Genomic DNA, 26,816 nt, shown 5'->3' on the forward strand with positions numbered 1-26,816 from the left:
GAAAAAATGACAGAACCTATTTTACAAGTCAAGGACTTGTCGGTTTATTACAATAAAAAGAAGGCTCTGAATAGTGTCACTCTAGATTTTTTGCCCAATGAAATTACGGCTTTGATTGGACCATCTGGTTCTGGGAAATCAACTCTCTTAAAAGCTATTAATCGTATGGGTGATCTTAATCCAGAGGTGACGACTACAGGAACGGTTCTCTATAATGAACACAACATTTATGGGCCTAGGACTGATACTGTAGAGCTGCGAAAAGAAATCGGTATGGTCTTTCAGCAACCAAATCCTTTCCCAATGACTATCTATGAGAATGTGGTCTATGGACTGAGAATTAATGGGGTTAAAGATAAGCATATCTTGGATGAAGCTGTTGAGAGCTCTTTAAAAGGCGCTTCTATCTGGGATGAAGTGAAGGATCGTCTCCATGATTCGGCTATCGGACTCTCTGGTGGACAGCAGCAACGTGTCTGCGTAGCTCGTGTACTTGCTACAAGCCCTAAAATCATTCTTCTGGATGAGCCAACTTCGGCCTTAGACCCCATTTCAGCAGGGAAAATTGAAGAAACCCTCTACGGTTTGAAAGATCAGTATACCATGCTCTTGGTTACAAGATCTATGCAACAGGCTTCACGGATTTCAGACAAAACAGCCTTTTTCCTAGGTGGAGATTTGATAGAGTTTAATTCGACCAAGCAAATGTTCCTAGAACCTGCTCATAAAGAGACAGAAGATTATATTACTGGTAAATTTGGATAAGAAGAAAGGATAAAGACAGGTATGCTTCGAGTACAATTTGAAGAAGATTTAGAGAAGTTGCATAACCAATTCTATGCAATGGGAAATGAAGTGCTTTCGCAAATCAATCGGACAGTTCGTGCCTTTGTAACGCATGATCGTGAAATGGCGAAAGAGGTCATTGAAGAAGACGCAGAAGTAAATGAATACGAAGTGAAATTGGAGAAGAAATCCTTGGAGATTATTGCTTTGCAGCAACCAGTTTCCCAAGACTTACGGACGGTTATTACTGTCTTGAAAGCAAGTTCTGATTTAGAAAGAATGGGTGACCACGCGGTTTCTATTGCGCAGGCAACTATTCGAATGAAAGGTGAAGTTCGCATCCAATCTGTTGAAGAAGAAATTAAAAAGATGGGTCGTGATGTGAAAAACTTTGTTGAATCAGCCTTGGATCTTTACCTTAATGGAAGTGTAGATCAAGCATATGAAGTAGCGGCAATGGACGAAAAAATTAATCATTATTTTGAAAGTATTCAGGAGTTAGCTACAGAAGAAATTCGCAAGAATCCTGAATCAATCGTAACTGGTCGTGATTATTTCCAAGTAATCAATTATTTGGAACGTATTGGCGACTACGCAAAGAACATTTGCGAATGGGTTGTCTACTTCGAGACAGGTAAAATTGTTGAAATGTAATGTTATAAAAGATGCGATTCATGTCGCATCTTTTTTATATATGGGGCTATGTAAGGGGTCTGTTTTTCATTGGAACTTAAGCTTGACTATGATACACTAGTAGAATATACACGAAAGGCAATATTTTCATAGCCAAGAATTTAGGAGTCAAGAATGAAGAAAAAAATTTTAGTCATTATCAGTATCTTGCTTATTTCGCTTTCAGCTGGCTTTGTTTATATGACTCAATTTTACAGCACAACAGGTTTAGACCGAAAGGAAGAAAAAATCATTAAACATGGTTTTCGTTTATTAGAAGAACAGATTGGGACTTATATCAAAGAAAACTACTCAGGAATCACTAAAATAGAATTCTCTCCTATTTTCATCCAAGGTGGTAAGGACAATCCTCCATTCACAGCGGACGTTCTTCCAGTAATTTATGATAAGGAAGGGAATCGGGCGGTGATGGGGAAGCGAATAGGTAAAAAAGGTTATCCGACGTATGGAACAACTGGAGACTTAACTCTTGACTTTGACCAAATGGGCAATGAAAATATTTTTCTAAAAGGTTCTTCAATTTTGGATGAAAAGATCGATGTTAGTAGCGCTAATCATTTACCAGAGGAGGCGAAGTTAACACCTCCAATTAAAGGAACAGATGATAATATTGATGCTTTGATAAACGATGGTCAGTTGAAAGATGTTATCAAAAGTGATGTTGGAAGTCCGAAAGCAAAAATAAATTATAACCTTGAAATTAAAAGAGGTAGCTATTCTGAATGGGAACAATGATCTAAACGATATTCTAAAGAATGAGGAATATTAATGATGAAGAAAAAAATTTTAACGATACTTGCTCTTATTTTAGTCTTGGTATCAGGAGGTATCTTTGTATACAACAAACTAACAAAACCTAACTTTGGCCCGAAAACAACCAAGCTCTATCAACATGGATTTCAACTTCTTGAAGAACAAATTGGAACCTATATCAAAGAACACTATAAAGGTATTGAGAAGATTGAATTTTCTCCTATTTATATTACAGGGGATAATGGTGGTTCTATGCTAAATGCCTATGTACGTCCAACGATTTATGATAAATATGGGAATAAAGCAACATTAGGAACAACAATAGACAACTACACACCTAATAGCTATGGATTAATTACTCATATATTTCTTGATTTTGATGGTTCAGGAAATGATGTTATAGAGTTAATGGACTCAGAAGGTAATGAGATTGATGTTTCAAATGCAAAACATTTGCCAGACGAAGCAAAGCTCACGAATGCTAGAAGTACAGATGAAAATATTTCTTTATTGGTTCAAGACGGTCAGTTAAAGGATGTTGTTAAGGATGAAAAAGGAAGCCCAGAAGCTGAAATCATTTACAATGTTAAGCTAAGCAAAGGAGAAGAATGATATGACTTTGTCTGATCAAGAGGTTCGAAGATTACAGTTAGGTCTTAAAGGAAATGTTAAAAAAAGTGAGGGAGCAGTTATAAATGCCGGAACAGATGATAACCCTGAGTATTATCAAATCGTTTATCGACAAGATAGTACAACTCAAGCAATGGCAGTTGTACCTGTTGATAACAAAAAAGGAGAAAATCCAAACTACCAAGAAACAACGATAGTTGTTGCTGGTACTCAGATGCCCTTTGAAAATTCAAAAGAATTTGGGAATCAACCATATTTTTGGAAAAAGAATCGGAATATTGTTGATTCATCTGAAAGAGCATTCTTTGCTAGTGGAGGATTTGGCATATTTCCAGGAATGTTGACACCCCAATCAGAAGATATTGATATGTTTTATCAAATTACTGAAGAAAAGATAAAATCCCATAATGGTATTATTTCTAATATGTCTGGTCATAGTCAGGCAGGACCTGGAGTAGCTTATACAGCCTCAAAGTACGGCCTCAAACAAAACCGTCCAATCAAAGTGACAAATTTTATGGATTTTGCGGCTAAAAAAGCTGTTGATACAGGCGGTATTTCAAAAGAACAAGTTGCTTATCTCAATAAAAACGCCACTATCTATAGAGATAGTCGAGGCGATGTCGTTTTCTTAGATGGAAATAATGGTGATGTTCCATATGGAAAAACAATGAGATTTGAAGTAGTTGAAGGGGAAGACGGACATTCACCAAGAACTCCTAAAATGAAGGGTAATAAACTAGATGTTGAATGGTATTATAAAAGAAATCGATTTGCCACTGGCATGACTGAAAAACAGGTCAGAAAGATAGCAGAATATAAAGCGAGAAATCCTCAGTTTACAAATTCAATTTATAATTATGGTTTAGAGATGGACAAGGTGACTCCTGAATACTATGTTCGTGAGTATCTAAAGGAATATGGAGACTTCGCTCCTGAGCCTTCTAAGCTGGATTTAATCGCCATAAATAGGCAACGCATTGATAAGTTGCATGCTTCATTAAGAACTAGCTCTGGCGACAAAACAATTAGTTTAAGAGAGGAACTCGTTCGTACAAGTGCTCAAACTGCACAGCTTCAAGCGGAGGTCTACGAGCAAGAGATTAAAGATAAGTTAGCAAGTGCAAAATCAAAAGTAGAGGAACATATATCTGAACTGAGTAAAGCAGCTTATACCTTAGCGCACAATCTTTCTGCTGGCGAAGTTGAGGAGCTCTTGTCTGAACCTGAGCTTATCTAAAGCTTGGAATGGGGGGACAGAAGCCTCTACTCTCGCCTCAGCAAGTGCATATACGACTAAAATGACGGAAATTGCTGGCAATTTAAACAAGGCCGCTGATAATATCGTAGCGATTGATCAAAAGGGCGCCCAGATTTTTACAAAAAAATAGAAAGAAATAAATGTTTGGACTACTTACAGAAGAATGGCATTCGATTATGTTATACTATAAGCGTATACTTAGTATTGTATATGCTTATAGTATAGCCTAATGGAGGTGACTAATGAAGAAAAAAATTTTTGTAATCGGAGTAGCTCTTATAGTTTTAATTTCAGGAGGAGTATATTGTATGACAAAGTGGATTGAATACCAAAACTCTCCATATAATGTTAGTGATGTTTTAGACGACAAAGGAGTGAAACTTTACAAACGAGGATTTCGTTTGTTAGAAGAACAACTGGCGACTTACATTAAAGAGCACTATTCAGGGGTCAGTAAAATTGAGTTCTCACCAATTTTTGTTCAAGGTGGGGATGGACAGACTATGTTCGATGCTAATATCGTTCCCGTAATTTATGACAATCATGGGAATAAGGCTTATTTAGGGCGGAAGGTTGGTAAGCATGGATATGCAAGCTACGGTCTTTTGGGAGATCTACGGTTAGATTTTAATGGATTTGATGAGGAAGTGATTGAAATTGATGTAGATGGTAAATTTCTTGACATAACAAATTACAAAAGCTTGCCTCCAAAAGCTAAATTGACAACCAACCCCTCAATGGATGAAAATATTGTAGCGCTTGTCAATGCTGGTCACCTAAAAGATGTGGTTAAAAGTGAAAAAGGCAGTCTAAAAGCAGAAGTTGCCTATAATACAGAAATTAGGAAAGGAAATGAGTGGGAATGGCGTTGAATGATGAACAGGTGCAGCAATTGCAAACAAGAGTTCTAAAAATAATTAAAAACCATGATGTTGGTGAAGATTTTTCATTAAAAAGGGGAGGACAAAAATATGTCTTAATCAACGAAGTCAACGAAACAACCCAAGCCATTGCTGTTGCGCCTCTTGATAAGGAAGGTAAGCCAGATTACAGCCAAACTACTATTGTCGTTGCTGGAACTCAAGATCCTGATGGAGACATTAATAATCATGTTATAGAGTCTGGATTTAATGCAGCAACAGCAAGAGTTCAATTAACAGAACAGACAAAGGATGTTCGGGAGTTTTATAACCAATCATTATCTAAGGCTAAAAAAATGGCTGGAACAGGACAAGAAGTTGATATTAGTAATATGTCGGGATTTAGTCAATCAGGACCAGCTGTTGCTAAAGTAGCTGCGGAAATGAAAGTCCAGAAGATTACAAATTTCATGGACTGGGGTGCATGGGCTTCTTTATACAAGAATTCGTCCGATTATAAGGGGATTAGTAATGAAGAATTAGCATATCTTAATAAGCATTTACACTCATACAGTGATCAAGGGAAAGATTTAACAAGTTGGGATGGTCACGGGGGGGGGTTATTCCATATGGTAAAGTGTTTACTGTCGAAGGTAAACATCATAATGCTGGTTTACCCAAGATTAAAGGTAATAGTCCAGATTTTGAGTGGTATGAAAAAAATGGTCTATTTTGTTCAGGAATGACGAAGAGCCAAGTTGAAAAAATTGTTGACAAAAGATTAAGCAAATCTAGTATTGATAATGCTTATAAAACAATGGCTAGGCCAGAATTGATTAGACGATATGAATTAGAATACGGACCTTTTGCTCCTGAGCCTTCTAAGCAGGACTTAATCGCCATAAATAGAGGATACATTGATGAGCTACACGCTTCTTTAAGAACCAGCTCTGGCGACAAAACAATTAGTTTAAGAGAGAAACTCGTTCGTACAAGTGCTCAAACTGCTCAGCTTCAAGCGGAGGTCTACGAGCAAGAGATTAAAGATAAGTTAGCAAGTGCAAAATCAAAAGTAGAGGAACATATATCTGAACTGAGTAAAGCAGCTTATACCTTAGCGCACAATCTTTCTGCTGGTGAAGTAGAAGAACTCTTGTCTGAACTGAGCTTATCAACTGCTTGGAATGGGGGAACAGAAGCCTCTACTCTCGCCTCAGCAAGTGCATTTACGACTAAAATGACAGAAATTGCTGGTAATTTAAACAAGGCAGCTGATAATATCGTAGCGATTGATCAAAAGGGTGCCCAGATTTTTACAAATAAATAGGAGGAAACGCATGATTGAACCAAATACAGAAGATCGAGCTGAAGCCGAACGTATAAAAAAAGAATATTTAAAGATTCAGGAACGTACTGCCATTCGAGCTTTGATATCAGCTAAAAGAGCTGTCCTTCTTGAAGAGAGTCAAGCATTGCAGAGATGGCTAGATAGTCAAGCTGAGGCTATGAAAACTTTTGCCTCCACTCAAGTACCTGCTGATTTATCTGGAGCTTTCACAGGTGCAGCAGCAGATTCAATCAAGGAGGTACTAGGTGCTGTTCCTAAGCCTAGTTTGACCAGCCCTATCTTATAGGAGGCTCTATGGATATTCAAAAAACGATCAATCGTCTCGATGATGATCACATAGCCTTTCGTAAGAAAGTTAGTGAGTATGAATGGGATTACCAAGATATGAGACGAGAGGCTAAAAATGTTTCAGAGGAAATGAGCGAATGGATATTTTCTTTCTGTCGTAACAATCCCGACTCTATCCCGACTTATGAACTGCATCAGCTAGAAGATAATAGGGATGAATTTGAAAGACAAATTCGACGATTTGAGGATCGTCTGCAAGAGACCTACCAGAAAGAAAACCGCATCTACAATCAAAGCATAGCAGAACTCGAAAAAGAAAAAAGAAAAACCTAATGTTTTGAGTTTCTTGTGAATTACAAAGACAGGTCATCCTTGTCTTTTTCTTTGCTTTAAAATGTGGTAAAATGGTTTCAAAAAGTATTTAATGAACAGGATTTCCTGTATCTTAGATGAGGAGAAAAACATGCAAGCAGTTGCACACTTTATTGACACTTTTGTTCCTGAACACTACGATCTATTTCTAGATCTCAATCGTACAGATAAGACCTTTTCAGGCAAGGTGACTATTATTGGGGAAGCTAAGTCAAGTAAGATTTCCCTGCACCAAAAGGACCTAGTAATCGAAATCGTCGAAGTAGCTGGTCAAACACGTCCTTTTACAGTCGACAATGCGAACGAAGCTCTTTACATCGAGTTAGATGCCACAGGTCAAGTTGAAGTAACGGTGACTTATACTGGTAAGATCACGGATAATATGACTGGTATTTACCCATCTTACTACACAGTGGATGGTGTAAAAAAAGAAATCATTTCTACACAATTTGAGAGTCACTTTGCTCGTGAAGCTTTTCCAAGCGTGGATGAGCCAGAAGCTAAGGCAACCTTTGACTTGGCTTTGAAGTTTGACCAGGCAGAAGGTGAGTTGGCTCTATCTAATATGCCAGAAATTGACATTGAAAATCGTAAAGCAACTGGTATTTGGAAGTTTGAAAGAACTCCACGTATGTCGTCTTATCTACTAGCTTTCGCTGCAGGTGATATGCAAGGAGTAACTGCCAAGACTAAAAATGGAACCCTGGTCGGTGTCTATGCGACAAAGGCACATCCAGCTAGTAATTTAGAATTCGCATTAGACATTGCTGTTCGTTCTATTGAGTTTTATGAAGACTATTATGGTGTTAAATATCCTATCTCACAGTCTCTTCATGTAGCTTTGCCTGACTTTTCATCTGGTGCTATGGAAAATTGGGGTCTGGTTACTTATCGCGAGATTTACCTCTTGGTTGATGAAAACTCTACGGTATCCAGTCGCCAAGATGTAGCTCTTGTTGTTGCTCATGAGTTGGCCCACCAATGGTTCGGAAATCTTGTCACTATGAAGTGGTGGGATGACCTGTGGCTTAATGAAAGCTTTGCTAATATGATGGAATATGTCTGCGTCAATGCCATTGAGCCGACTTGGAATATCTTTGAGAATTTCCAAACAACAGGAGTTCCACTTGCTTTGAAACGAGATGCTACAGACGGAGTTCAATCTGTCCATGTAGAGGTGAATCATCCTGATGAGATTAATACCTTATTTGACCCAGCAATCGTATACGCCAAAGGAAGCCGTCTCATGCATATGCTTCGCCGCTGGTTGGGTGATGAGGCCTTTGCCAAAGGTTTAAACGCCTACTTTGCTAAACACCAGTATGGAAATACAATTGGACGTGATCTTTGGAATGCACTTGGAGATGCTTCTGGTCGCGATGTAGCAGCCTTTATGGACTCTTGGTTGGAGCAACCTGGCTATCCTGTTTTATCAGCTCGTGTAGAAAATGATACACTGAAGTTAACTCAGAAACAATTCTTTATTGGTGAACATGAAGATAAGAAGCGGACTTGGGTTCTGCCGTTAAATAGCAATTGGAATGGTTTGCCTGATACACTGGAAACTGAAACACTTGAAATTCCAAACTATTCTGCTTTGGCAGCTCAGAACCAAGGAGCTTTGCGGTTCAATACAGAAAACACAGCCCACTATATCACAGATTATCAAGGTGTCTTGTTAGACCAGGTTCTAGATGCGATTACGGAGTTAGACAGCACCAGCAAGCTCCAAGTAGTGCAGGAACGCCGTCTCTTAGCAGAAGCTGGCCACATTTCATTTGCTGAATTAGTTCCAGTAATCGAGAAACTGACAGAAGAAAGCTCCTACTTGGTTGTTTCTGGAGTTAAAGCTGTTTTGAATGGCTTGAAAATCTTTGTTGAAGAAGGTGGCAAGACTGAAGAAGCTTACAACGACTTGGTTATCAAGCTTAGCCGGTTCAACTTTGATCGCCTAGGCTTTGAAGCTAAAGATGGAGAAAGTGATGAGGACGAATTAGTCCGTCAAATCGTTATTGGAAACTTGATTGCTGCCAATGATGAAAAAGCGACTCAAGAAGCTGACCGCATCTTTGAGGCTCATCAAAATGATTTGGAAAAACTTCCTGCAGCTATCCGTTTGCACATCCTGATTAACCAAATCAAACATCATGAGAGCAAGGAACTGACGGATCAATATCTGAAGAATTATGTATCGACAGTTGATGGAAGTTTCAAGAGACAATTGGCTTCAGCTTTAGCCTATACTAATGATAAGGAAACGCTTGACCAAATTTTAGAAGCTTTGAAGAATAAAGATATTGTTAAGCCACAAGATTTAGCTATGAGCTGGTATTTCCCTTTACTCAACCACGATTTTACTCAAGCTACTGTTTGGACTTGGGCTCGTGAGAATTGGGACTGGATTAAGGCGGCCTTGGGAGGTGATATGAGCTTTGATAAGTTTGTCATCTATCCAGCTAATGCCTTTAAGACAGCAGAAAGGCTCGCTGAATACAAAGCTTTCTTCGAACCTCAATTGTCAGATATGGCTATCAGTCGTAATATCAGCATGGGTATCAAAGAAATTGCTGCGCGTGTTGACTTAATTACGCGAGAAAAGAAAGCAGTTGAAGAGGCTCTTCTTGTTACGAAATAAAAATGAAAACCCATAGAGATGTCACTACAATTTTGTAGTGTTCTCTATGAGTTTTTTTATTTTTGCTTATTGAAATAAGCAAGATTTTTAAGGTTTTTATATAGGATGACGCTTAAAATGGTTGTTAGAGTGATTTTGATCAAATCCGGAATCATAAATGGCAAGACGACACTTGTCCAAGCAATTTCTAAGCTTTTGTGAGTAACTAGCATAAAACCAATCGATCCACCAAAAAAGAGAACGACCTCACCCAATAAATTAGCGATAAAAATATGAATAGGCTGTCCTTTTTGCCCTGCTAAAAAAGAAGTAACCAAGGCTCTAAGAGGGAAGAAAAGAAGAAATCCTGCTGTAGGTCCGTAAAATACTTGAAATCCTCCACTTCCTCCTGAAAATACAGGAAGACCAATTGCTCCTAATAAAAGGTAAATGATGACAGCTAAAGTAGCTTCCTTAGGACGGAAGAGACTAGCAACTAAACCAATAGCTAAAGTCTGCAAGGTTATTGGAATAGGTCCGAAGGGAATTTGGAAAGGAGAAAGAGCAGCGATTAGAGCTGCACCTAAAGCAATCAAAGTCATTGATTCTATTTTTTTCACAACAGTAAACCTCTTTGTTTGTATATGGTAACTATTTTACAAAAAAAGACTTGAGCTGTCAATTTTTATGTTTAGAAAAGTTTAAGAAAAAATTTAGGCCTCTTTAAGAAAAAATAATTAAGATGTATGTAGCCTAAAGAAAGGATGTGGTGAATTCATGAAGTAAAGCTTCTTCATGAATTCACAGAAACTTAAAGCAGAAAGAAGGAAAAATATAGAATGAATAAAGAGAAAATGATTGTTGTAGAAAAAAGCACCAAGTGGTGGCTATCAGTAGTAGCAAGTGGTTCTTTAGTGGTCGGCTTGCTTGGTGGTTATACATTCGGTTCTTTGACTCAAAAAGCAACAAATCAGCAGTCGACCGTTCAAACATCGAAAACCCAGCAGGATAATCAAGATGGCAATAATATGCAAGGTCCCGGTGGACAACCGCCTCAAGGACAGGGTCAAAATAATGGAAATGGTATGCCACCTCAAATGAATGGTCAAGATGGACAAGGTGGTCCTGGAGGGCCAGGAGGACAGCCACCGCAAGGAAATAGTAATCAAGAAGGCGGTAGCAATTCTAAGAAGAAACCAGCCAATGCAGATGAAAGTACGAAGGATAAGGATAGTAATTCTAACCAAAATAATGAAGAAAACGCTACTAAATCTTAATCCATTTGTTAAAGTCATGATATAATGATTAAAGAATTATACTAAGATCCAAAAAATGATACAAAAATTCTTTATTTTATAATAATCTTAGATGAAGCCGATTAGTATCTTATAGCAGGAGGAGAACAAGATGATTAAGATTTTACTAGTAGAAGACGACTTAGGGTTGTCAAACTCTGTATTTGATTTCTTAGATGACTTTGCAGATGTCATGCAGGTTTTTGATGGTGAAGAAGGTCTCTATGAAGCTGAAAGCGGTGTTTATGATTTGATTCTACTGGATCTGATGCTCCCTGAGAAAGATGGCTTTCAAGTTTTAAAAGACTTGCGTGAAAAAGGAGTCTCAACTCCTGTTCTCATCATGACTGCTAAAGAAAGTTTGGATGATAAAGGGCATGGTTTTGAATTGGGTGCAGATGACTATCTAACCAAGCCGTTTTATTTAGAAGAATTAAAGATGCGGATTCAGGCCTTACTCAAGCGTTCAGGAAAATTTAATGAAAATACTTTATCATATGGTGATGTGACAGTAAATCTTTCTACCAATACCACTTTGGTGAATGGAAAAGAAGTAGAATTACTGGGAAAAGAATTTGATTTATTAGTTTATTTCCTGCAGAACCAAAACGTAATTCTACCTAAAACTCAGATTTTTGATCGACTCTGGGGCTTTGACAGTGATACTACCATTTCTGTCGTTGAAGTCTATGTCTCAAAAATTCGGAAAAAATTGAAAGGAACGACTTTTGCGAACAATATGCAAACCCTTCGCAGTGTCGGTTACATTTTGAAGAATGCTGAATAAACTTAGACGAACTTTTTATGCGGATGATTTTTCATATTTCATTCGCTATTTTGGTGTATTCACACTGATTTTCTCGGCCATGACTCTTTTAATCATTCAGATTATGCGCTCAGGACTCTATACAACCGTTGACGATAATTTAAAAAGTTTAAGTCAGAATCCCAGATCTGTTCTCCACCTTGCTTTGGCTCGTGCAGCCAATATGCAACCGACGATTGATGAAGGTCAGTCATCTGATGATGTATCTAGACCACAAGACGCACCAGACCCTGGACCAATGGATAATCTGAAGGTGAATTCGAACACTGAAGCTGTCTTGTTTGATGAAGACTTGAAACCATTGACTACTGCAGATCATTTTCTTAGTTTAAAAAAGATTTCAATCAAGAAAAAGGATGTAGGTAAAATTATTCAGACTACTTTGAAAAACAACTATGGTCAAGAAGAACTCTATCGTATGTTGGTTTTTGAGATTAATCCAAGCGAATTCTTATCTGGGAATCTTTTGAACAAAGTTAAATATGCAGCAGTCCTGATTAATGTCAATCAGTTGGAGCAAACCAGTCAGAATCATGAACAGATTATTGTCATTGTTATGATTAGCTTTTGGTTAATCTCAATTATTGCTAGTATCTATTTGGCTCGTGTCAGTGTGAAGCCTCTGATGGACAGTATGCAGAAACAAAAATCTTTTGTTGAAAATGCAAGCCATGAGTTGCGTACTCCTTTAGCCGTTTTGCAAAACCGCTTGGAAACTCTTTTCCGAAAACCCGAAGCTACCATTATGGAATCAAGCGAAAATATTGCCTCCAGTCTGGAAGAAGTTCGGAATATGCGGATGCTAACAACTAATCTATTGAATCTTGCAAGAAGAGATGATGGCATTAAGGCTGAAATTGCTGAAGTTGAACCAGAATTTTTCACTACAACATTTGCCAACTATGAAATCATTGCGGATGAAAACGAGAAAGTATTTGTCTTTGAAAACCATATTAACCACAATATCAAGACAGACAGAACACTTCTAAAACAGCTGATGACCATTCTCTTTGATAATGCTGTAAAATATACGGAAGAAGATGGGGTTATTAAGTTTATAGTATGGTCAAAAGACCGTTCTCTTTACTTACGAGTGTCTGATAACGGACCTGGAATCAATAATGAAGACAAAAAGAAAATTTTTGATCGTTTTTATAGGGTTGATAAAGCCAGAACAAGACAAAAGGGTGGTTTTGGTCTAGGTCTATCCCTTGCAAAACAAATTGCCGATGCTCTAAAGGGTACAATTACTGTTAAAGATAATAGACCGAAAGGTACCATTTTTGAAGTCAAAATTTCCATTAAATCAGAAAGCAAGAAAAAATCAACTAAGCTAATAGGAAATAAATGATATGAAAATATTGATTTACGGTGCTGGTACTATTGGAATGACATATGGCTGGCTACTTAGTCAAGGACATGAAGTTGAAGTTTTTGTAAAAGAGAGAGATTTATCCCACTATCAAAAAGGAATTTCTCTCTTAATCAAAGATTTGAGGAGACAAGATAAATCCTACCAGCTTCATCATTTTGCTCCAAAATTGGTTACTAGTATAGTTAATCATTATGATTTGATTTTGCTGACGGTAAACAGTAGCCAAATTAAACAAGCTGCTAAAGAACTTTCAACATTTCAAGGTAAGATTCGTATCCTGATTATGCAGAATAATTGGGATACCACTGAAAAGATATTTCCTTATCTTGATAGAGAATCTTATTCGCTCGCTTTTCCTTCATCAGTTGGAGGTGGTAGAAAACATGGAAAAGTTAAAGCAATAATTTTTCAGGCTCCTACTCTAATTGATGAAGATGAGTATCATGATTTGAATTTTGGAATATTTGAAAAATGTCACTTAAGTATTAAAAGTATGCCAGATTTAGCGAATTGGTTGAAAATCCACTGCCTTCAAGAAGCAGTTATGGCGGGTGCGATAGCAGAATCTGGGAGTTTTAACGCTGTTTTGGAAGATTCGCAAGTAATCAAAAAGATGATCCTTGCATGGCGAGAAGGAATTCTCTTGTGTGAAAAATATGGTATTTCTAAGAAAGCTTATAAACCAACCAAGTATTTGTTTTTGCCACTTTGTTTATTAATTCCAGTGGTGAAACTATTTTTGAAGCAGCCACTCACTCAAGAAATGATAAGAGGGCATCTTGCCTCTGGTTATCAAGAGTGGGCAGATCAATATAGAGAAATATTAGAAACGGGAAAAACGATTCATTTTCCCATGCCTATCTGGCAATCTTATCAGCCTTTTATAGAGAATTATAAACAATAAAAATCAGCTCTTTGAGCTGATTTTTAATTTTTTATTGACCAAACGCTAACTGATTGTTCTTCAACAGGGAACTCTCCCCATCCTTCTTCATCTATAGTGACAATTGTTTGGCAATTACCAAGGTAGTCGGAACACTCGTGCCCTGACCAATCTTGGCCAAAATACATTCGTTTTGAAGTAGCAGAAGCATTTGAAATTAAAACAGCAATTGGCTGACCACCTTCTTGACCAGCCCTTGTCCATCCGATACAATTAGGGTCATCAAAATAGTCAGTCTCTTCACCATATGCTAGGTTTAGACGAAGGTCCAATAGTTTGTCAATCTCTTCTCGGAAATCTTGCTGAGCGAATTCACCATTTATGCCATAGTAGTCTCCGTAGAAAATACACGGGAGGCCAGACTCTCGAAGTAGAATAAGAGCATAAGATGCCGGTTTAAACCATTCTTCTACAGTGGATTCAAGAGCTTGGCCACGCTGAGTATCATGATTTTCTACAAATGTTACAGCTGATTCTGGGTGATTTTTTACTAAAGTATGATCAAAAATTGTACGTAAGTCATATTCTTCACCCTTTTGACTTGCTTCAAAAAGATTAGTATGCAATTTAACATCGACAAGGTCGAAGCGATAGTCAATATTTTCTAAGTAGTCATTATTAGCAGCTTCATCATTATTCCAAAACTCTCCGAAAACGTAGAAATCATCACCATATTCTTGCAAAATATCTCGAATAAAGTTGGCCATAAAGAAGGAATCTATATGCTTAACTGCATCCAAGCGGAAACCCTGTATACCTGTAGTTTCGATAAACCATCTAGCCCAATCGTATAGGTTTTTAATAACATCTGGGTGTTTGAAGTCCAGATCGGCGTACATTAGATAGTCATAGTTTCCGTTTTCGCTGTCTACCAGCTCGTCATTCGCCCAACCTTTATTGTCACCTTGAATTAAATAAATTCCAGACCGACGACTTTTTGCATCAAAGTCAGTTCCAGTAAAATGGTACCAATGCCATTCAAAGTCATTATATTGCTTGTTTCTTCCTGGAAAAGTAAAGTGAGTCCATCCTTTAATCATAAAGGGCTCAGAAATAGCAGTAGTACGGTCATTTGGATCTACTTCAATAACCGTAAATGTTTCAGTTCCGTCGGCTGCAGCCTTATGATTTAAAACGACATCAGCAATTGGATCGATTCCATTGTCTTTTAGTGTTTGGATCGCTTGAAGATATTCTTCTTTTAATCCATACTTAGTCCGAACGGTTCCTTTTTGATCAAACTCTCCTAAATCAAATAAGTCGTAAATGCCATAGCCGACATCATTTGAGGCAGTTGCTTTAAAAGCCGGAGGCATCCATATTTTTTTAATTCCTTTGGCTGCCAAATTTGGCGCATCCATTGCTAAACGATTCCAATGCTGGCCATCATCTGGAAGATACCATTCAAAATACTGCATTAAAGTTTGGTTTTTCATATTATGTTCCTTATTTAATCAATTCTTCTGACTCATAGAATGTATTCATGTCAGATTTACCGCTATTTTATCAAAAATAGAAGGAGGACGCAAAAGTTTGCGTCACTGTTTTTTGAACCTTATCTCAAATACTGTACAATTATGATCGTTTAGAATTGGCAAAATCGCATCCTAATGAATTAAGGCGCAAAAAAAGCTCCGAAGAGCTCATTTTGTATGCAGTTAGTTTATTAACCAAGTTTTGCTGCAAGACGTGCTTTATCACGGCTAGCTTTGTTCTTGTGGATCAAACCTTTAGTTTCTGCTTTATCGATAGCTGAGCTAGCAGCGCGGTAAAGTTCTTCAGTTGGGTTTGCTTCAAAAGCTTTGATTGCAGTACGCATAGCTGATTTTTGAGCTGAGTTTTTTTCGTTGTGTTTAACGTTCAATTCAGCGCGTTTGATAGCTGATTTAATGTTTGCCAAGTTTTTCACCTCCAATGTATACTAACTATCTAATTATATATGAAAAGTTCGCATTTGACAAGCCTTAATTATTCTTTTAAAAAAATATCACTTGATTTCAATCAATTATAGTTATTTCTTTAAGTAAATCTCATCAATTTCATGGTTATGAGCTTTATGAAGGATTAATTCAGCTCGATTGCGAGTAGGTTCAATATAATCTTTTAAGTTAACTAAATTAATAGATTTCCATATGTTACGAGCCATTTTCATAACGTCTTCAACCGGTTCTTTAGTGAAGCGATGGTAGTAGTTCTTTGAATCCCGTCTAGCCAAGTCTAGTAATTTACCGAAACGATCAAGATACCATTTCTCAATATTTTCAACCTCAGCATCCACATAAATAGAAAAATCAAAGAAATCTGTTATATAGAGACGTTCATTTTGAGGATTTTGAAAAACATTAATCCCTTCAACAATGACGAAATCAGCAACTTGGATTGTTTGTGTCTGATCTGGAACAATATCATAGATTTCATGGGAATAGACAGGTACCTGATAATTTTGTCCGTTTTTCAGGTGATCTAAGAAGTTTAGAAGAAGTTCCATGTTATAACTTTCAGGGAAACCTTTTCTATTTAAAAGATTGAGTTCTTGCAAGACAGAGTTTGGATATAAAAAACCGTCTGTAGTTACCAGTTCAACTTTTGCATTCTCAAAAGTCCTAGACAGTAAAATTTGGAGAAGGCGGCTTGTTGTAGACTTTCCAACAGCTACGCTTCCAGAAACACCGATGATAAAAGGTTGTTTTTTTAAGGTTTTTTGCAGAAAAATTCCTTTTGAAAAAGCAAGATCTTCTTTGGCTCTCTTATAAATTTGAATCAGATTAGTTAATGGTAAGTAGATATCCATAACATCTTGCAAACTAATTTCATCATTAAAACTTTTTATTGAATTTAATTCTTCTTCAGTTAATGGCGGTGTTGTTTTTCTATGTAATTGTTGCCATCTTTCTCGGCTAATTCTATCAAAATGAAGGAATTCGTTTGTCATATTTTTTCTCCTATCAACTTGATTAGTATACCATATTGTTAAAAAAATTGTAGAAAATATTGTAAACGGTTTACATTTTAGGTAAAATTGTGATAAAATTAATTTATGTCGAAGATGTATTTTGCAGAAAATCCGGATGCTAAGCACGATATCCATAAATTACAACTGAATTTATTAGGTCAACCAATGACCTTCCTTACGGATGCTGGCGTCTTTAGCAAGAAGATGATCGATTATGGTAGTCAGGTCCTCCTGTCTACCATAGATTTTTCTATAGGGGATACTATTTTGGATCTGGGCTGTGGTTATGGTCCATTAGGTTTAACATTAGTAAAGTCGCAAGCTGTGAAAGCTACCTTAGTGGATATTAACCTGCGTGCTTTGGATTTAGCCCGAAAAAATGCCGAACTTAATGGGGTTTCAGCGGAAATCTTTCAATCTAATATCTATGATCAAGTAACTGGAGTTTTTGACCATATAATTAGTAATCCTCCTATTAGAGCTGGGAAGCAAGTAGTTCATCAAGTTATTGCAGGTAGCCTTGAGCATTTGACGGTAGGTGGTGACCTAACTATCGTCATACAGAAGAAGCAGGGGGCGCCAAGCGCTAAAGCCAAAATGGAAGAAGTTTTTGGAAATTGTGAAGTTGTCAAAAAAGATAAAGGCTACTATATTTTAAGGAGTGAGAAACTAGAATGAGAGCTGTCGACATTATTCAAAAAAAACGTGATGGTTTTGAATTAACAAAAGAAGAAATTCAATGGTTGATTGATGGTTATGTTGCTGGTACAGTGCCCGATTATCAAATGTCTGCTTTTGCAATGGCTATTTACTTTAAGGGAATGACAACCAGAGAAATTTCAGACTTGACTATGACAATGGTAGGAACAGGTCAGCAAATTGATTTATCAGAAATCTCTGGTATTAAAGTAGATAAGCATTCTACTGGTGGTGTTGGTGACAAGGTTACCTTAATCCTTGTTCCCCTGGTTGCTAGCTTTGGTGTACCAGTTGCCAAGATGAGTGGGCGAGGACTAGGTCATACAGGAGGAACGATCGACAAACTGGAATCTGTAAAAGGATTTCAAGTTGAGCGCAGTCAGGAAGAATTTATCAAACAAGTCCAAGATATCGGGCTTTCTGTAATTGGTCAGTCAGATCAACTTGTGAAAGCAGATAAGTTACTTTATGCTCTTCGTGATGTGACTGCAACAGTGGATACAATTCCCTTAATTGCGAGCTCTGTTATGAGTAAGAAGATTGCTGCCGGAGCAGATAGTATACTTCTAGATGTGACAGTTGGTGAAGGCGCCTTTATGAAGAATATTGAAGATGCACGTCGCCTTGCTCAGACCATGGTTGAGTTAGGTAAAGCTGTAGGCAGACGAACAATAGCTGTTATTACAGATATGAGCCAACCTGTGGGAACAAGCATTGGTAATCGTTTGGAGATTCTTGAGGCTTTAGAGATCCTTCAAGGAAAAGGCAGAGAAGATGTGACCCATTTTATCTGTGAGTTAGCTCAGATTATGCTTGGTTTAGCAAATATAGAGAAAACTGTAGAGGAAGTTCGCGAGCAACTAATGAACGGCTCTGCTCTCAGAAAGTTTGAAGCTATGATTCAAGCACAGGGGGGTGACTTAGAAGACCTTTATAGGCCATCTTCAGCCCAGTATATAGTAGACATCACTGCAGATCAGTCTGGTTTCATTTCTGAACTACCAGCTATGGAATTCGGTTTATTTGCTATGCGTTTAGGTGCTGGTCGAGCAGTTAAATCAGACAACTTGGATTATGAAACCGGAATTGTTTTTGAGAAAAAAGTTGGCGAAGCTGTTCAATCAGGTGAAGTAGTTGCTAAAATCTATGCTAACCAAAAAATCTCTGAGGAAATGCTTACAGAATTCAAAAAAAATGTTAGAATAGATGTCGAACGGAAAAAAGTAAGCGAAATCATTGAGGTCATTTCTTGAGTTTAAAGGAGAAAAAAATGAAATTGAACAAATACATTGACCATACTCTTTTAAAGCCGGAAGCAACAAAAGAGCAGATTGAAAAAATAATTGAAGAAGCCAAAGAATATGATTTTGCAAGCGTCTGCGTTAATCCAACTTGGGTAAAGATTGCAGCTGAAGAATTAAGAGGATCTGATGTAAAAGTTTGTACAGTTATAGGTTTCCCTTTGGGGGCAACCACTCCTGAAGTAAAGGCATTTGAAACAAAAAATGCGATTGAAAATGGGGCTGATGAAATCGATATGGTAATCAATATTGGCGCTCTCAAGTCTGGCAACTTGGATTTGCTTGAAAAAGATATTCAAGCAGTAGTAGAAGCAAGTGGTGAGAAACTTGTGAAGGTCATTATTGAAACTTGCCTTTTGACTGATCAAGAAAAAGTTCTGGCCTGTCAAATTTCCCAAAAAGCTGGAGCCGACTTTGTAAAAACATCGACTGGCTTTTCAACTGGTGGTGCTACTGTAGAAGATGTAGCTTTGATGAGACAAACAGTTGGTCCTGATATGGGAGTTAAAGCATCTGGAGGCGCTCGTTCTTATGATGATGCTCAAGCTTTCATTAAAGCTGGAGCTACTCGGATTGGTGCTTCATCAGGTGTTGCTATCATGAAAGGGGAAACAGCTAGTGGCAACTACTGATTTAATCGATTTGGCCGTAGAGACAAGCAAAAATGCGTATGTTCCATATTCTCACTTTCCAATTGGTGCTGTACTAGTTGCTAAAGATGGCCGTGTCTTCACTGGAGTTAATGTTGAGAATGCTAGTTTTGGTTTGACAAACTGTGGTGAACGAACAGCAATATTTAAAGCAGTTTCTGAAGGAGCACTTGAGTTTGAAGAGCTGATTGTCTATGGGCAGACAGAAGAGCCAATTTCTCCATGTGGAGCATGCCGTCAAGTGATGGCAGAATTTTTTAATAAAGATCTAAAAGTGACATTAGTCGCTAAAGATAAATCGACGGTCGTGATGACGGTCGGGGAATTACTTCCATATTCTTTTACCGACTTAAAATAGTTGGTAGTCTGGGTCATCTGACCACACAATTTTGCAACATTGTTGCATATCTTATTTAGGAGGTTCAGAAATGAACAAGAAAAAATGGCTAGGCCTTGGTCTAGTAGCTGTCGCAGCAGTAGGACTTGCTGCATGTGGTAACCGTGCGTCTCGCTCAAATAGCAATTCAGATGCTAAAACAGATCTGAAAGCTGCTATCGTAACCGATACTGGTGGTGTTGATGACAAGTCATTCAACCAATCAGCATTGGAAGGTTTGCAAGAATGGGGTAAAGAAAACGGTCTTTCAAAAGATCATGGTTTCACTTACTTCCAATCAACAAACGAATCAGAGTATGCTAATAACCTTGAGCAAGCTGCATCAAGTGGTTATAAAGCAATTTTTGGTATTGGATTTGCTCTTCGTAACGCTGTAGAAGCTGCTGCCAAAGACCACTCAGACATCAACTATGTCATCATTGATGATGAAATCAAAGGTCAAGACAATGTCGCTTCTGCTTTGTTTGCAGATAACGAAGCAGCTTATCTTGCAGGTGTAGCTGCAGCGAAAACAACTAAAACAAAAGTTGTTGGATTTGTAGGTGGTATTAAAGGTGCCGTATTGACTCGTTTTGAAAAAGGTTTCGAAGCTGGTGTTAAATCAGTAGACCCATCTATCAAGATTGATGTTCAATATGCAGAATCATTTGGTGATGCTGCTAAAGGTAAAACAATCGCCGCTGCACAATATACAGCAGGTGCTGATATCATTTATCAAGTAGCTGGTGGTACAGGTGCTGGTGTCTTCAACGAAGCGAAGTCAATCAATGAAACAAGAAACGAAAGCGAAAAAGTTTGGGTTATTGGTGTGGACCGTGACCAAGAAGCCGAAGGAAAATTTAAATCTAAAGATGGTAAAGAATCTAACTTCGTTCTTGCTTCTACCTTGAAAAAAGTTGGTGGAACAGTTAAAGACATCGCAACCAAAGCATCTAAAAACCAATTCCCTGGTGGTAAAACAACAGTTTATGGTTTGAAAGATGGTGGTGTTGATTTGACAACTAAAGCTTTGTCAGATGATGCTAAAAAAGCAGTAGAAGATGCTAAAGCTAAAATTCTTGACGGAAGCATCAAAGTTCCTGCAGAATAAAATTCAAACATTGACTCTCAGGAAGCGATCTTAGAGAGATCGCTTCTTTGAGATTGAGACAAAAGGTTTTGTCTCAATAGAGCTTACTAACTCTTAGTAGGTTCTATTGAAATAAAAGTTTTGAAAGGATGGGATCACAATGACACATGAAAATGTCATCGAAATGCGGGAGATTACCAAAATCTTTGGACAATTTGTTGCAAATGACAAAATTAACCTTCATCTTCGTCGTGGTGAAATTCATGCTCTTTTAGGAGAAAACGGAGCAGGTAAATCTACTTTGATGAATATGTTGGCTGGATTGCTTGAGCCTACTAGTGGTGAAATTGCAGTAAATGGGCAAGTTGTTAAACTAGACTCACCGTCGAAAGCAGCCTCTTTAGGTATTGGAATGGTGCACCAACACTTTATGCTGGTCGAAGCATTTACTGTTGCCGAGAATATTATTTTAGGAAGTGAAATTACTAAGAATGGTGTTCTAGACATCAAAAAAGCAATCCAAGAGATAAAAGAATTATCTGAAAAATATGGACTTGCCGTAGATCCTTCTGCAAAAATCGAAGACATTTCAGTCGGCGCTCAACAACGGGTTGAAATCTTAAAAACTCTTTATCGTGGTGCTGACATCCTTATTTTTGACGAACCAACAGCTGTATTAACACCAGCTGAAATCGACGAATTGATGATCATTATGAAGAACCTTGTCAAAGAGGGGAAATCGATTATTTTGATTACGCACAAGTTGGATGAAATTCGTGCAGTTTCTGATCGTGTTACAGTTATTCGTCGTGGTAAAAGTATTGAAACGGTTGAGATTGCTGGTGCTACAAACCAAGATCTAGCTGAAATGATGGTAGGACGTTCTGTTTCATTTACAACAGAAAAAAATCCTCCTCAACCAAAAGAAGTAATTCTTTCAATCAAAGATTTAGTTGTTAATGAAAACCGTGGTATTCCAGCTGTCAAGAATTTATCACTTGATGTTCGTGCAGGTGAAATTGTTGGTATTGCTGGAATTGACGGAAATGGACAAAGTGAATTAATTCAAGCGATTACTGGTTTGCGTAAAGTTAAGTCAGGAACTATTAATATCAAAGGTAAGGACGTAGTTGGCTTGCCTCCTCGTAAGATTACGGAAATGAAGGTCAGTCACGTTCCTGAAGACCGCCACCGTGATGGTTTGGTCCTTGATTTGACTATTTCTGAAAATATCGCTTTACAAACTTACTATAAAGAACCACTGAGCAAGAATGGTATTTTGAATTATACTAATATTCATAATTATGCTCGTAAACTGATGGAAGAGTTCGATGTTCGTGCGGCAAATGATTATGTTCCTGCATCAGCTCTATCTGGAGGAAACCAGCAAAAGGCAATTATTGCTCGTGAAGTAGACCGTGATCCAGACCTTCTAATTGTTAGTCAGCCTACACGTGGCTTAGACGTTGGTGCGATTGAATACATCCATAAACGTTTGATTGGTGAGCGTGATAAAGGAAAAGCTGTTCTTGTTGTCAGCTTTGAATTGGATGAAATTCTCAATTTATCTGATAGAATTGCTGTTATTCATGACGGTAAAATTCAGGGTATCGTTACGCCAGCTGAAACCAATAAACAAGAACTTGGTATTTTGATGGCCGGAGGAGAACTAAAGAAGGGAGATTCTAATGTCTAAGAAAACACAGCAGATTGCCGTTCCTTTGATTTCTGTCGTTCTCGGGATTTTACTCGGTGCGATTATCATGTGGATTTTTGGCTACGATGCTATTTGGGGGTATGAAGAACTTTTCAAAACAGCCTTTGGTACTCTAAGAAGTTTGGGAGAAATCTCTCGTGCAATGGGACCACTGATCTTGATCGCCCTTGGTTTTGCAGTGGCTAGTAGAGCTGGCTTCTTCAACGTTGGTTTGCCTGGTCAAGCTTTGGCCGGCTGGATTACTGCCGGTTGGTTTGCCCTATCATTTCCAAATTTACCGCGCCCACTTATGCTCATCATGACTGTATTCCTTGGTATTGTAGCAGGTGGTATTATTGGTGCGATTCCTGGTATTTTACGTGCTTACCTTGGAACATCAGAGGTCATTGTAACGATCATGATGAACTATATCGTTCTATATGTTGGTAATGCCTTTATCCATAGTTTCCCGAAATCTGTCATGCAGAGTGTGGATTCTAGTATCACTGTAGGTCCTAATGCCACCTATCAAACAGAATGGTTGCGTGCCTTGACCAATAATTCGCGGATGAACATCGGAATCTTCTTTGCAATTATTGCAGTTGTTCTTGTATGGTTCCTTCTTAAGAAAACTACACTTGGTTTTGAAATTCGTTCAGTTGGTATCAATCCACATGCAAGTGAGTATGCCGGTATGTCAGCAAAACGTACAATCATCCTTTCAATGATCATTTCTGGTGCCCTTGCTGGTGTCGGAGGTGTAGTAGAAGGACTTGGTACATTCCAAAACGTTTATGTTCAAGGTAGCTCATTAAGCGTTGGCTTCAATGGTATGGCAGTTAGTCTTCTTGCAAGTAATTCTCCAGTGGGAATTCCTTTTGCAGCCTTCCTATTTGCAGTACTTCAAGTTGGAGCTCCAGGTATGAATGTTGCAACCATTCCTTCTGAATTGGTCAGCATCGTAACAGCATCTATCATCTTCTTTGTAAGTGTTCATTACATTATTGAACGTTTTATCAAACCACGCAAACAAGAAAAGGGAGGTAAATAAGATGAATTTTGTCTCAATGCTAAATTTGTTAGTGTCGTCAATGCTTATTTATGCAGCTCCTTTGGTTTTCACTAGTATTGGTGGTGCCTTCTCTGAACATTCAGGTGTTGTTAACGTGGGACTTGAAGGTATCATGGTAATGGGTGCTTTCTCAGGTGTTGTTTTCAACCTTACGTTTGAAAGTACTTTCGGTAGTTTAACACCTTGGTTGGCCCTTTTGGTCGGTGGAGTAGTCGGTCTTATTTTCTCGCTTATCCATGCAGTTGCTACTATCAACTTCCGTGCAGACCATGTTGTCAGTGGTACAGTTTTGAACTTGATGGCCCCTGCCTTGGCAATTTTCTTAGTAAAAGCTCTTTACGGAAAAGGTCAAACTGATAACATTCGAGTTTCTTTTGGTAAATTTAATTTCCCAATCCTGTCTGATATCCCTGTTATTGGAGATATCTTCTTCAAGCACACTAGTCTGATGGGTTACTTGGCTGTAGGTTTTGCCTTTGTCGCTTGGTTCATCATGTTTAAGACGAAATTTGGTCTTCGTCTTCGCTCTGTTGGTGAACATCCACAAGCTGCAGATACACTGGGAATTAATGTTTATCTGATGCGCTATTGGGGAGTAATAATTTCTGGATTCCTCGGTGGTGTCGGTGGAGCGATCTACGCACAATCAATCTCAGTTAACTTTGCTGCAACAACAATCATTGGACCAGGTTTCATTGCTCTAGCAGCTATGATCTTTGGTAAATGGGATCCAATTGGAGCAATGCTTTCAAGTCTTTTCTTTGGATTATCTCAAAGTTTAGCAGTTATCGGAAGTCAATTACCATTTCTATCTCATGTTCCAGCGGTTTACTTGCAGATTGCTCCTTACGTTTTGACAATTCTTGTCCTAGCACTCTTCTTCGGAAAAGCTGTTGCACCTAAGGCGGATGGTATTAACTATATCAAATCTAAATAAAGTGAAACAGGAATTTTTCCTGTTTCTTTTTTGTTTTATGGAGAGGAAAATTGTATTATGTGGTATAATGTCCATAACAATTTAGGAGTGTAAGATGAATATACAAGTAAGAGTTCAATTGTCTGATAAAGAAAAGAATGCTGCTTTGGCTATTGTAAAAGAATGTAACCAAGTAGATCAGACATATAGAATTCCATATTTAGACAGCAATTATAATGACAATCCCAACATGCCTGCTTTTGTCTTAGCTTTTGAGGACGAGGCTTTGGTTGGCTTTCTAACGATATATGCTGATGAACCACATGAAGCAGAAGTCTCTATTTACGTTGCTCCTGCTTATCGCTGTCAAGGCATCGCTAAGGCACTACTGAGTGAATTTAAGAAGATCGCAAAGCGTTATCAGCTTATTGATGTCTATTATGTTTCAGAAACTAATTTTTTAGATCAACATCCAGATTTTTGGAATGAATATTCTACTAACCTAGAAGAGAATGAGATTTGGCTGGAACAGGACTCTCGTCAATTCTATTTTGAGGATCTTTCAGATATAGAAGTCGCTTTAGCAGACCTAAGTTTAATTAGTGACATTGCAAATTTCCAATCGCAAGAGTTTGGTAGTACATTGACTTGTGCGGAAAAGTATGCCAGAGAGGCTGTACTTGATGAAACTTGTCGCTTATATGTTTTACGCAAGGATGGAAGAGTTCGTGCATCTTGTTCTGTAGATATCAGCTTAGGAACAAATTACTTATTTGGTTTGGCTGTGGAAAAAGGGTATCAAGGCAAAGGATTAGGGTCCTATCTGGTCAAATATATTCTAAACGATTTACATGAAATCAATGGCCGACTTTGTCAAATAGTTGTTGAAGTTGTAAATTCTGGCGCCTTGAGATTATATCAAAGGTTGGGCTTTGAGAAAAAGTCAGAAATAGTTTACTTGGAAAGAAAAGATAATTAATAAAAAGGCCTTGGTTAGTTTAACTTTACCCTTTCTTGGAGAGTGATTTATGAAAATAAAGAGAAGAGAACCCTTATTGGTCCAATCCGGTCTTGTTTTAGGTTTGTTAGCCATTGGAAACTTGGTTGGAAGTTGGAGCCAAATCTTACGTTATTTTTTTGCAGGACTAGCAGTTCTCTTTTTTATTCACCTTATATTTGGTATGGTCTCATACAGAAAGTTGGTCAGAAATCAGTTAAGAGATCCTCTTATTGCTTCTGTCTTTCCGACTTTTTTCATGCAAGGGATGTTGATTTCAGGTTATCTGGCTAGTTGGACATTTTTAGGAGCTTGGACCATGTTCTTGGCTTCGTTCCTTTGGTGGATTAGTTTGATTGGTCTAATTCTATTGATGGTTTATTACATTTGTTCATTTGTTATTCCCTTCAAGTGGGAAAATATTTATCCTTCTTGGACTGTTCTATTTGTAGGAATTGGTGTAGCTCCTTTGACAATTTTTGTATCTCATCAATACTGGCTAGGACAGATAATTTTTTGGTATTGTCTTCTTGCTTCCATTTTAGTTTTGCCAATTGTTTTCTATAAGACTTTTAAAATTGGACTGGCAGAAGCAACTCTTCCAAATATGACGACAATTTGCGCTCCAATTTCATTGATAACAGCAGCTTATGTCGCTAGTTTCCCAAACCCAAACAATCTTTTGCTCTTATTCCTCATCATACTTGGACAGGTGCTTTATTTCTTTATCCTATATCAACTTCCTACTCTTTTTAGAAGATCTTTTTCTGTAGGATTTTCCGCCTTTACTTTTCCTTTAGTGATTTCTGCAATGGCCCTGAAAGCTTTTTTATTGCATTTTGATATAGGAATCACTGGACAAATCTTTTACGTATGTGAAGTGCTAATAGCTTTAGTTGTCGTTCTAAGAGTAACTTTTTTGTATTTGAAAGACATATTTGAATAAACAGAATAATGGAAAAGAGGATCTCTAGTTTGGAGACCCTCCGTTTCTTTATGAAAGTGTGAATTTATGGTATAAT

General features: G+C 37.8%; 26 protein-coding genes and 2 pseudogenes. 24 read left to right on the forward strand and 4 right to left on the reverse strand.

The annotated features are described in order from the left end of the window. Positions 1–6 precede the first annotated feature (6 nt). The 10 genes and pseudogenes from pstB to AWH02_RS01750 all read left to right on the forward strand — a co-directional run bounded on the left by pstB (position 7) and on the right by AWH02_RS01750 (position 9,626). Entirely contained in the window at positions 7–765 is a 759-nt protein-coding gene (gene pstB, locus AWH02_RS01705; RefSeq protein WP_012000471.1) for a phosphate ABC transporter ATP-binding protein PstB, read from the forward strand. Positions 766–786: 21 nt separating this feature from the next. Beyond that, complete coding sequence (gene phoU / locus AWH02_RS01710) at positions 787–1,440, forward strand: phosphate signaling complex protein PhoU (RefSeq protein ID WP_060553648.1); 654 nt, start codon at positions 787–789, stop codon at positions 1,438–1,440. A 153-nt stretch (positions 1,441–1,593) separates the two neighbouring features. Then, positions 1,594–2,214: a hypothetical protein gene (locus tag AWH02_RS01715; protein ID WP_060553647.1), complete on the forward strand. Its 621-nt coding sequence runs from the start codon at positions 1,594–1,596 to the stop codon at positions 2,212–2,214. Between the two features lie 36 nt (positions 2,215–2,250). After that, a complete protein-coding gene (locus AWH02_RS01720; RefSeq protein WP_060553779.1) occupies positions 2,251–2,844 on the forward strand; it encodes a hypothetical protein in 594 nt (197 codons plus the stop codon). A 1-nt stretch (position 2,845) separates the two neighbouring features. Further along, a pseudogene (locus AWH02_RS01725) lies at positions 2,846–4,253 on the forward strand (hypothetical protein). A 178-nt stretch (positions 4,254–4,431) separates the two neighbouring features. After that, complete coding sequence (locus AWH02_RS01730) at positions 4,432–4,995, forward strand: hypothetical protein (RefSeq protein WP_223350146.1); 564 nt, start codon at positions 4,432–4,434, stop codon at positions 4,993–4,995. Next, positions 4,986–6,310, forward strand: a pseudogene (locus AWH02_RS01735) (hypothetical protein). Before AWH02_RS01730 ends, AWH02_RS01735 begins: the two are co-directional and overlap by 10 nt. Before the next feature lie 10 nt (positions 6,311–6,320). Then, positions 6,321–6,617 (forward strand): hypothetical protein, encoded by a 297-nt coding sequence (locus tag AWH02_RS01740; RefSeq protein WP_060553645.1) that lies wholly within the window; start codon positions 6,321–6,323, stop codon positions 6,615–6,617. 8 nt (positions 6,618–6,625) lie between these two features. Further along, positions 6,626–6,952, forward strand: coding sequence for a hypothetical protein (locus AWH02_RS01745; protein ID WP_060553644.1), 327 nt, complete (start codon positions 6,626–6,628; stop codon positions 6,950–6,952). Positions 6,953–7,082: 130 nt separating this feature from the next. Beyond that, positions 7,083–9,626 (forward strand): M1 family metallopeptidase, encoded by a 2,544-nt coding sequence (locus AWH02_RS01750; protein WP_060553643.1) that lies wholly within the window; start codon positions 7,083–7,085, stop codon positions 9,624–9,626. A gap of 56 nt (positions 9,627–9,682) precedes the next feature. Here the strand turns inward: AWH02_RS01750 and AWH02_RS01755 are convergent, their stop codons facing one another. Then, positions 9,683–10,225, reverse strand: coding sequence for a biotin transporter BioY (locus AWH02_RS01755; RefSeq protein ID WP_060553642.1), 543 nt, complete (start codon positions 10,223–10,225; stop codon positions 9,683–9,685). Between the two features lie 219 nt (positions 10,226–10,444). Here AWH02_RS01755 and AWH02_RS01760 point away from each other — a divergent pair, with 219 nt between their 5' ends. The 4 genes from AWH02_RS01760 (at position 10,445) to AWH02_RS01775 (ending at position 14,005) form a co-directional block, all read left to right on the forward strand. Beyond that, on the forward strand, positions 10,445–10,882 hold the full coding sequence (locus AWH02_RS01760) for a hypothetical protein (RefSeq protein ID WP_060553641.1): 438 nt from the start codon (positions 10,445–10,447) through the stop codon (positions 10,880–10,882). Positions 10,883–11,012: 130 nt separating this feature from the next. Then, entirely contained in the window at positions 11,013–11,687 is a 675-nt protein-coding gene (locus AWH02_RS01765) for a response regulator transcription factor (protein ID WP_008808730.1), read from the forward strand. Further along, the gene (locus AWH02_RS01770) at positions 11,677–13,077 is read left to right on the forward strand and encodes a sensor histidine kinase (protein ID WP_060553640.1); all 1,401 of its coding nucleotides are present in this window, start codon (positions 11,677–11,679) and stop codon (positions 13,075–13,077) included. The genes AWH02_RS01765 and AWH02_RS01770 overlap by 11 nt, the downstream gene beginning before the upstream one ends. 1 nt (position 13,078) lies before the next feature. Next, positions 13,079–14,005, forward strand: coding sequence for a ketopantoate reductase family protein (locus AWH02_RS01775; RefSeq protein ID WP_060553639.1), 927 nt, complete (start codon positions 13,079–13,081; stop codon positions 14,003–14,005). Between the two features lie 23 nt (positions 14,006–14,028). Here AWH02_RS01775 and AWH02_RS01780 read toward each other — a convergent pair whose 3' ends face one another. The 3 genes from AWH02_RS01780 to coaA all read right to left on the reverse strand — a co-directional run bounded on the left by AWH02_RS01780 (position 14,029) and on the right by coaA (position 16,976). After that, positions 14,029–15,480, reverse strand: coding sequence for an alpha-amylase (locus AWH02_RS01780; RefSeq protein ID WP_060553638.1), 1,452 nt, complete (start codon positions 15,478–15,480; stop codon positions 14,029–14,031). A gap of 230 nt (positions 15,481–15,710) precedes the next feature. Further along, entirely contained in the window at positions 15,711–15,959 is a 249-nt protein-coding gene (gene rpsT / locus AWH02_RS01785) for a 30S ribosomal protein S20 (protein WP_008808726.1), read from the reverse strand. Positions 15,960–16,055: 96 nt separating this feature from the next. Continuing rightward, positions 16,056–16,976, reverse strand: a complete 921-nt coding sequence (coaA, locus tag AWH02_RS01790; RefSeq protein WP_048779535.1) for a type I pantothenate kinase — start codon at positions 16,974–16,976, stop codon at positions 16,056–16,058. Between the two features lie 105 nt (positions 16,977–17,081). On the opposite strand from coaA, the gene AWH02_RS01795 reads away from it, so the two are divergent. From AWH02_RS01795 to AWH02_RS01840, 10 genes are all read left to right on the forward strand, one after another. Then, positions 17,082–17,675 carry a class I SAM-dependent methyltransferase gene (locus AWH02_RS01795; protein ID WP_060553637.1) on the forward strand — a complete coding sequence of 198 codons (594 nt, stop codon included), beginning with the start codon at positions 17,082–17,084 and terminating at the stop codon, positions 17,673–17,675. Continuing rightward, positions 17,672–18,949 (forward strand): pyrimidine-nucleoside phosphorylase, encoded by a 1,278-nt coding sequence (locus AWH02_RS01800; protein WP_060553636.1) that lies wholly within the window; start codon positions 17,672–17,674, stop codon positions 18,947–18,949. The genes AWH02_RS01795 and AWH02_RS01800 overlap by 4 nt, the downstream gene beginning before the upstream one ends. Positions 18,950–18,966: 17 nt before the next feature. Then, on the forward strand, positions 18,967–19,629 hold the full coding sequence (gene deoC / locus AWH02_RS01805) for a deoxyribose-phosphate aldolase (protein ID WP_060553635.1): 663 nt from the start codon (positions 18,967–18,969) through the stop codon (positions 19,627–19,629). Beyond that, on the forward strand, positions 19,616–20,005 hold the full coding sequence (locus tag AWH02_RS01810; protein WP_060553634.1) for a cytidine deaminase: 390 nt from the start codon (positions 19,616–19,618) through the stop codon (positions 20,003–20,005). The genes deoC and AWH02_RS01810 overlap by 14 nt, the downstream gene beginning before the upstream one ends. 70 nt (positions 20,006–20,075) lie before the next feature. After that, on the forward strand, positions 20,076–21,134 hold the full coding sequence (locus AWH02_RS01815) for a BMP family lipoprotein (RefSeq protein WP_060553633.1): 1,059 nt from the start codon (positions 20,076–20,078) through the stop codon (positions 21,132–21,134). Positions 21,135–21,273: 139 nt separating this feature from the next. Beyond that, positions 21,274–22,809, forward strand: coding sequence for an ABC transporter ATP-binding protein (locus AWH02_RS01820; protein WP_048775857.1), 1,536 nt, complete (start codon positions 21,274–21,276; stop codon positions 22,807–22,809). Further along, entirely contained in the window at positions 22,802–23,860 is a 1,059-nt protein-coding gene (locus AWH02_RS01825; protein ID WP_008808718.1) for an ABC transporter permease, read from the forward strand. Before AWH02_RS01820 ends, AWH02_RS01825 begins: the two co-directional genes overlap by 8 nt. A 1-nt stretch (position 23,861) precedes the next feature. Beyond that, positions 23,862–24,818 (forward strand): ABC transporter permease, encoded by a 957-nt coding sequence (locus AWH02_RS01830; RefSeq protein ID WP_060553632.1) that lies wholly within the window; start codon positions 23,862–23,864, stop codon positions 24,816–24,818. A 94-nt stretch (positions 24,819–24,912) separates the two neighbouring features. Continuing rightward, positions 24,913–25,776 (forward strand): GNAT family N-acetyltransferase, encoded by an 864-nt coding sequence (locus tag AWH02_RS01835; protein ID WP_060553631.1) that lies wholly within the window; start codon positions 24,913–24,915, stop codon positions 25,774–25,776. Positions 25,777–25,825: 49 nt separating this feature from the next. Further along, entirely contained in the window at positions 25,826–26,740 is a 915-nt protein-coding gene (locus tag AWH02_RS01840) for a TDT family transporter (protein WP_060553630.1), read from the forward strand. Positions 26,741–26,816 lie beyond the last annotated feature (76 nt).

The organism is Streptococcus gordonii (assembly GCF_001553855.1).
GTDB lineage: Bacteria > Bacillota > Bacilli > Lactobacillales > Streptococcaceae > Streptococcus > Streptococcus gordonii.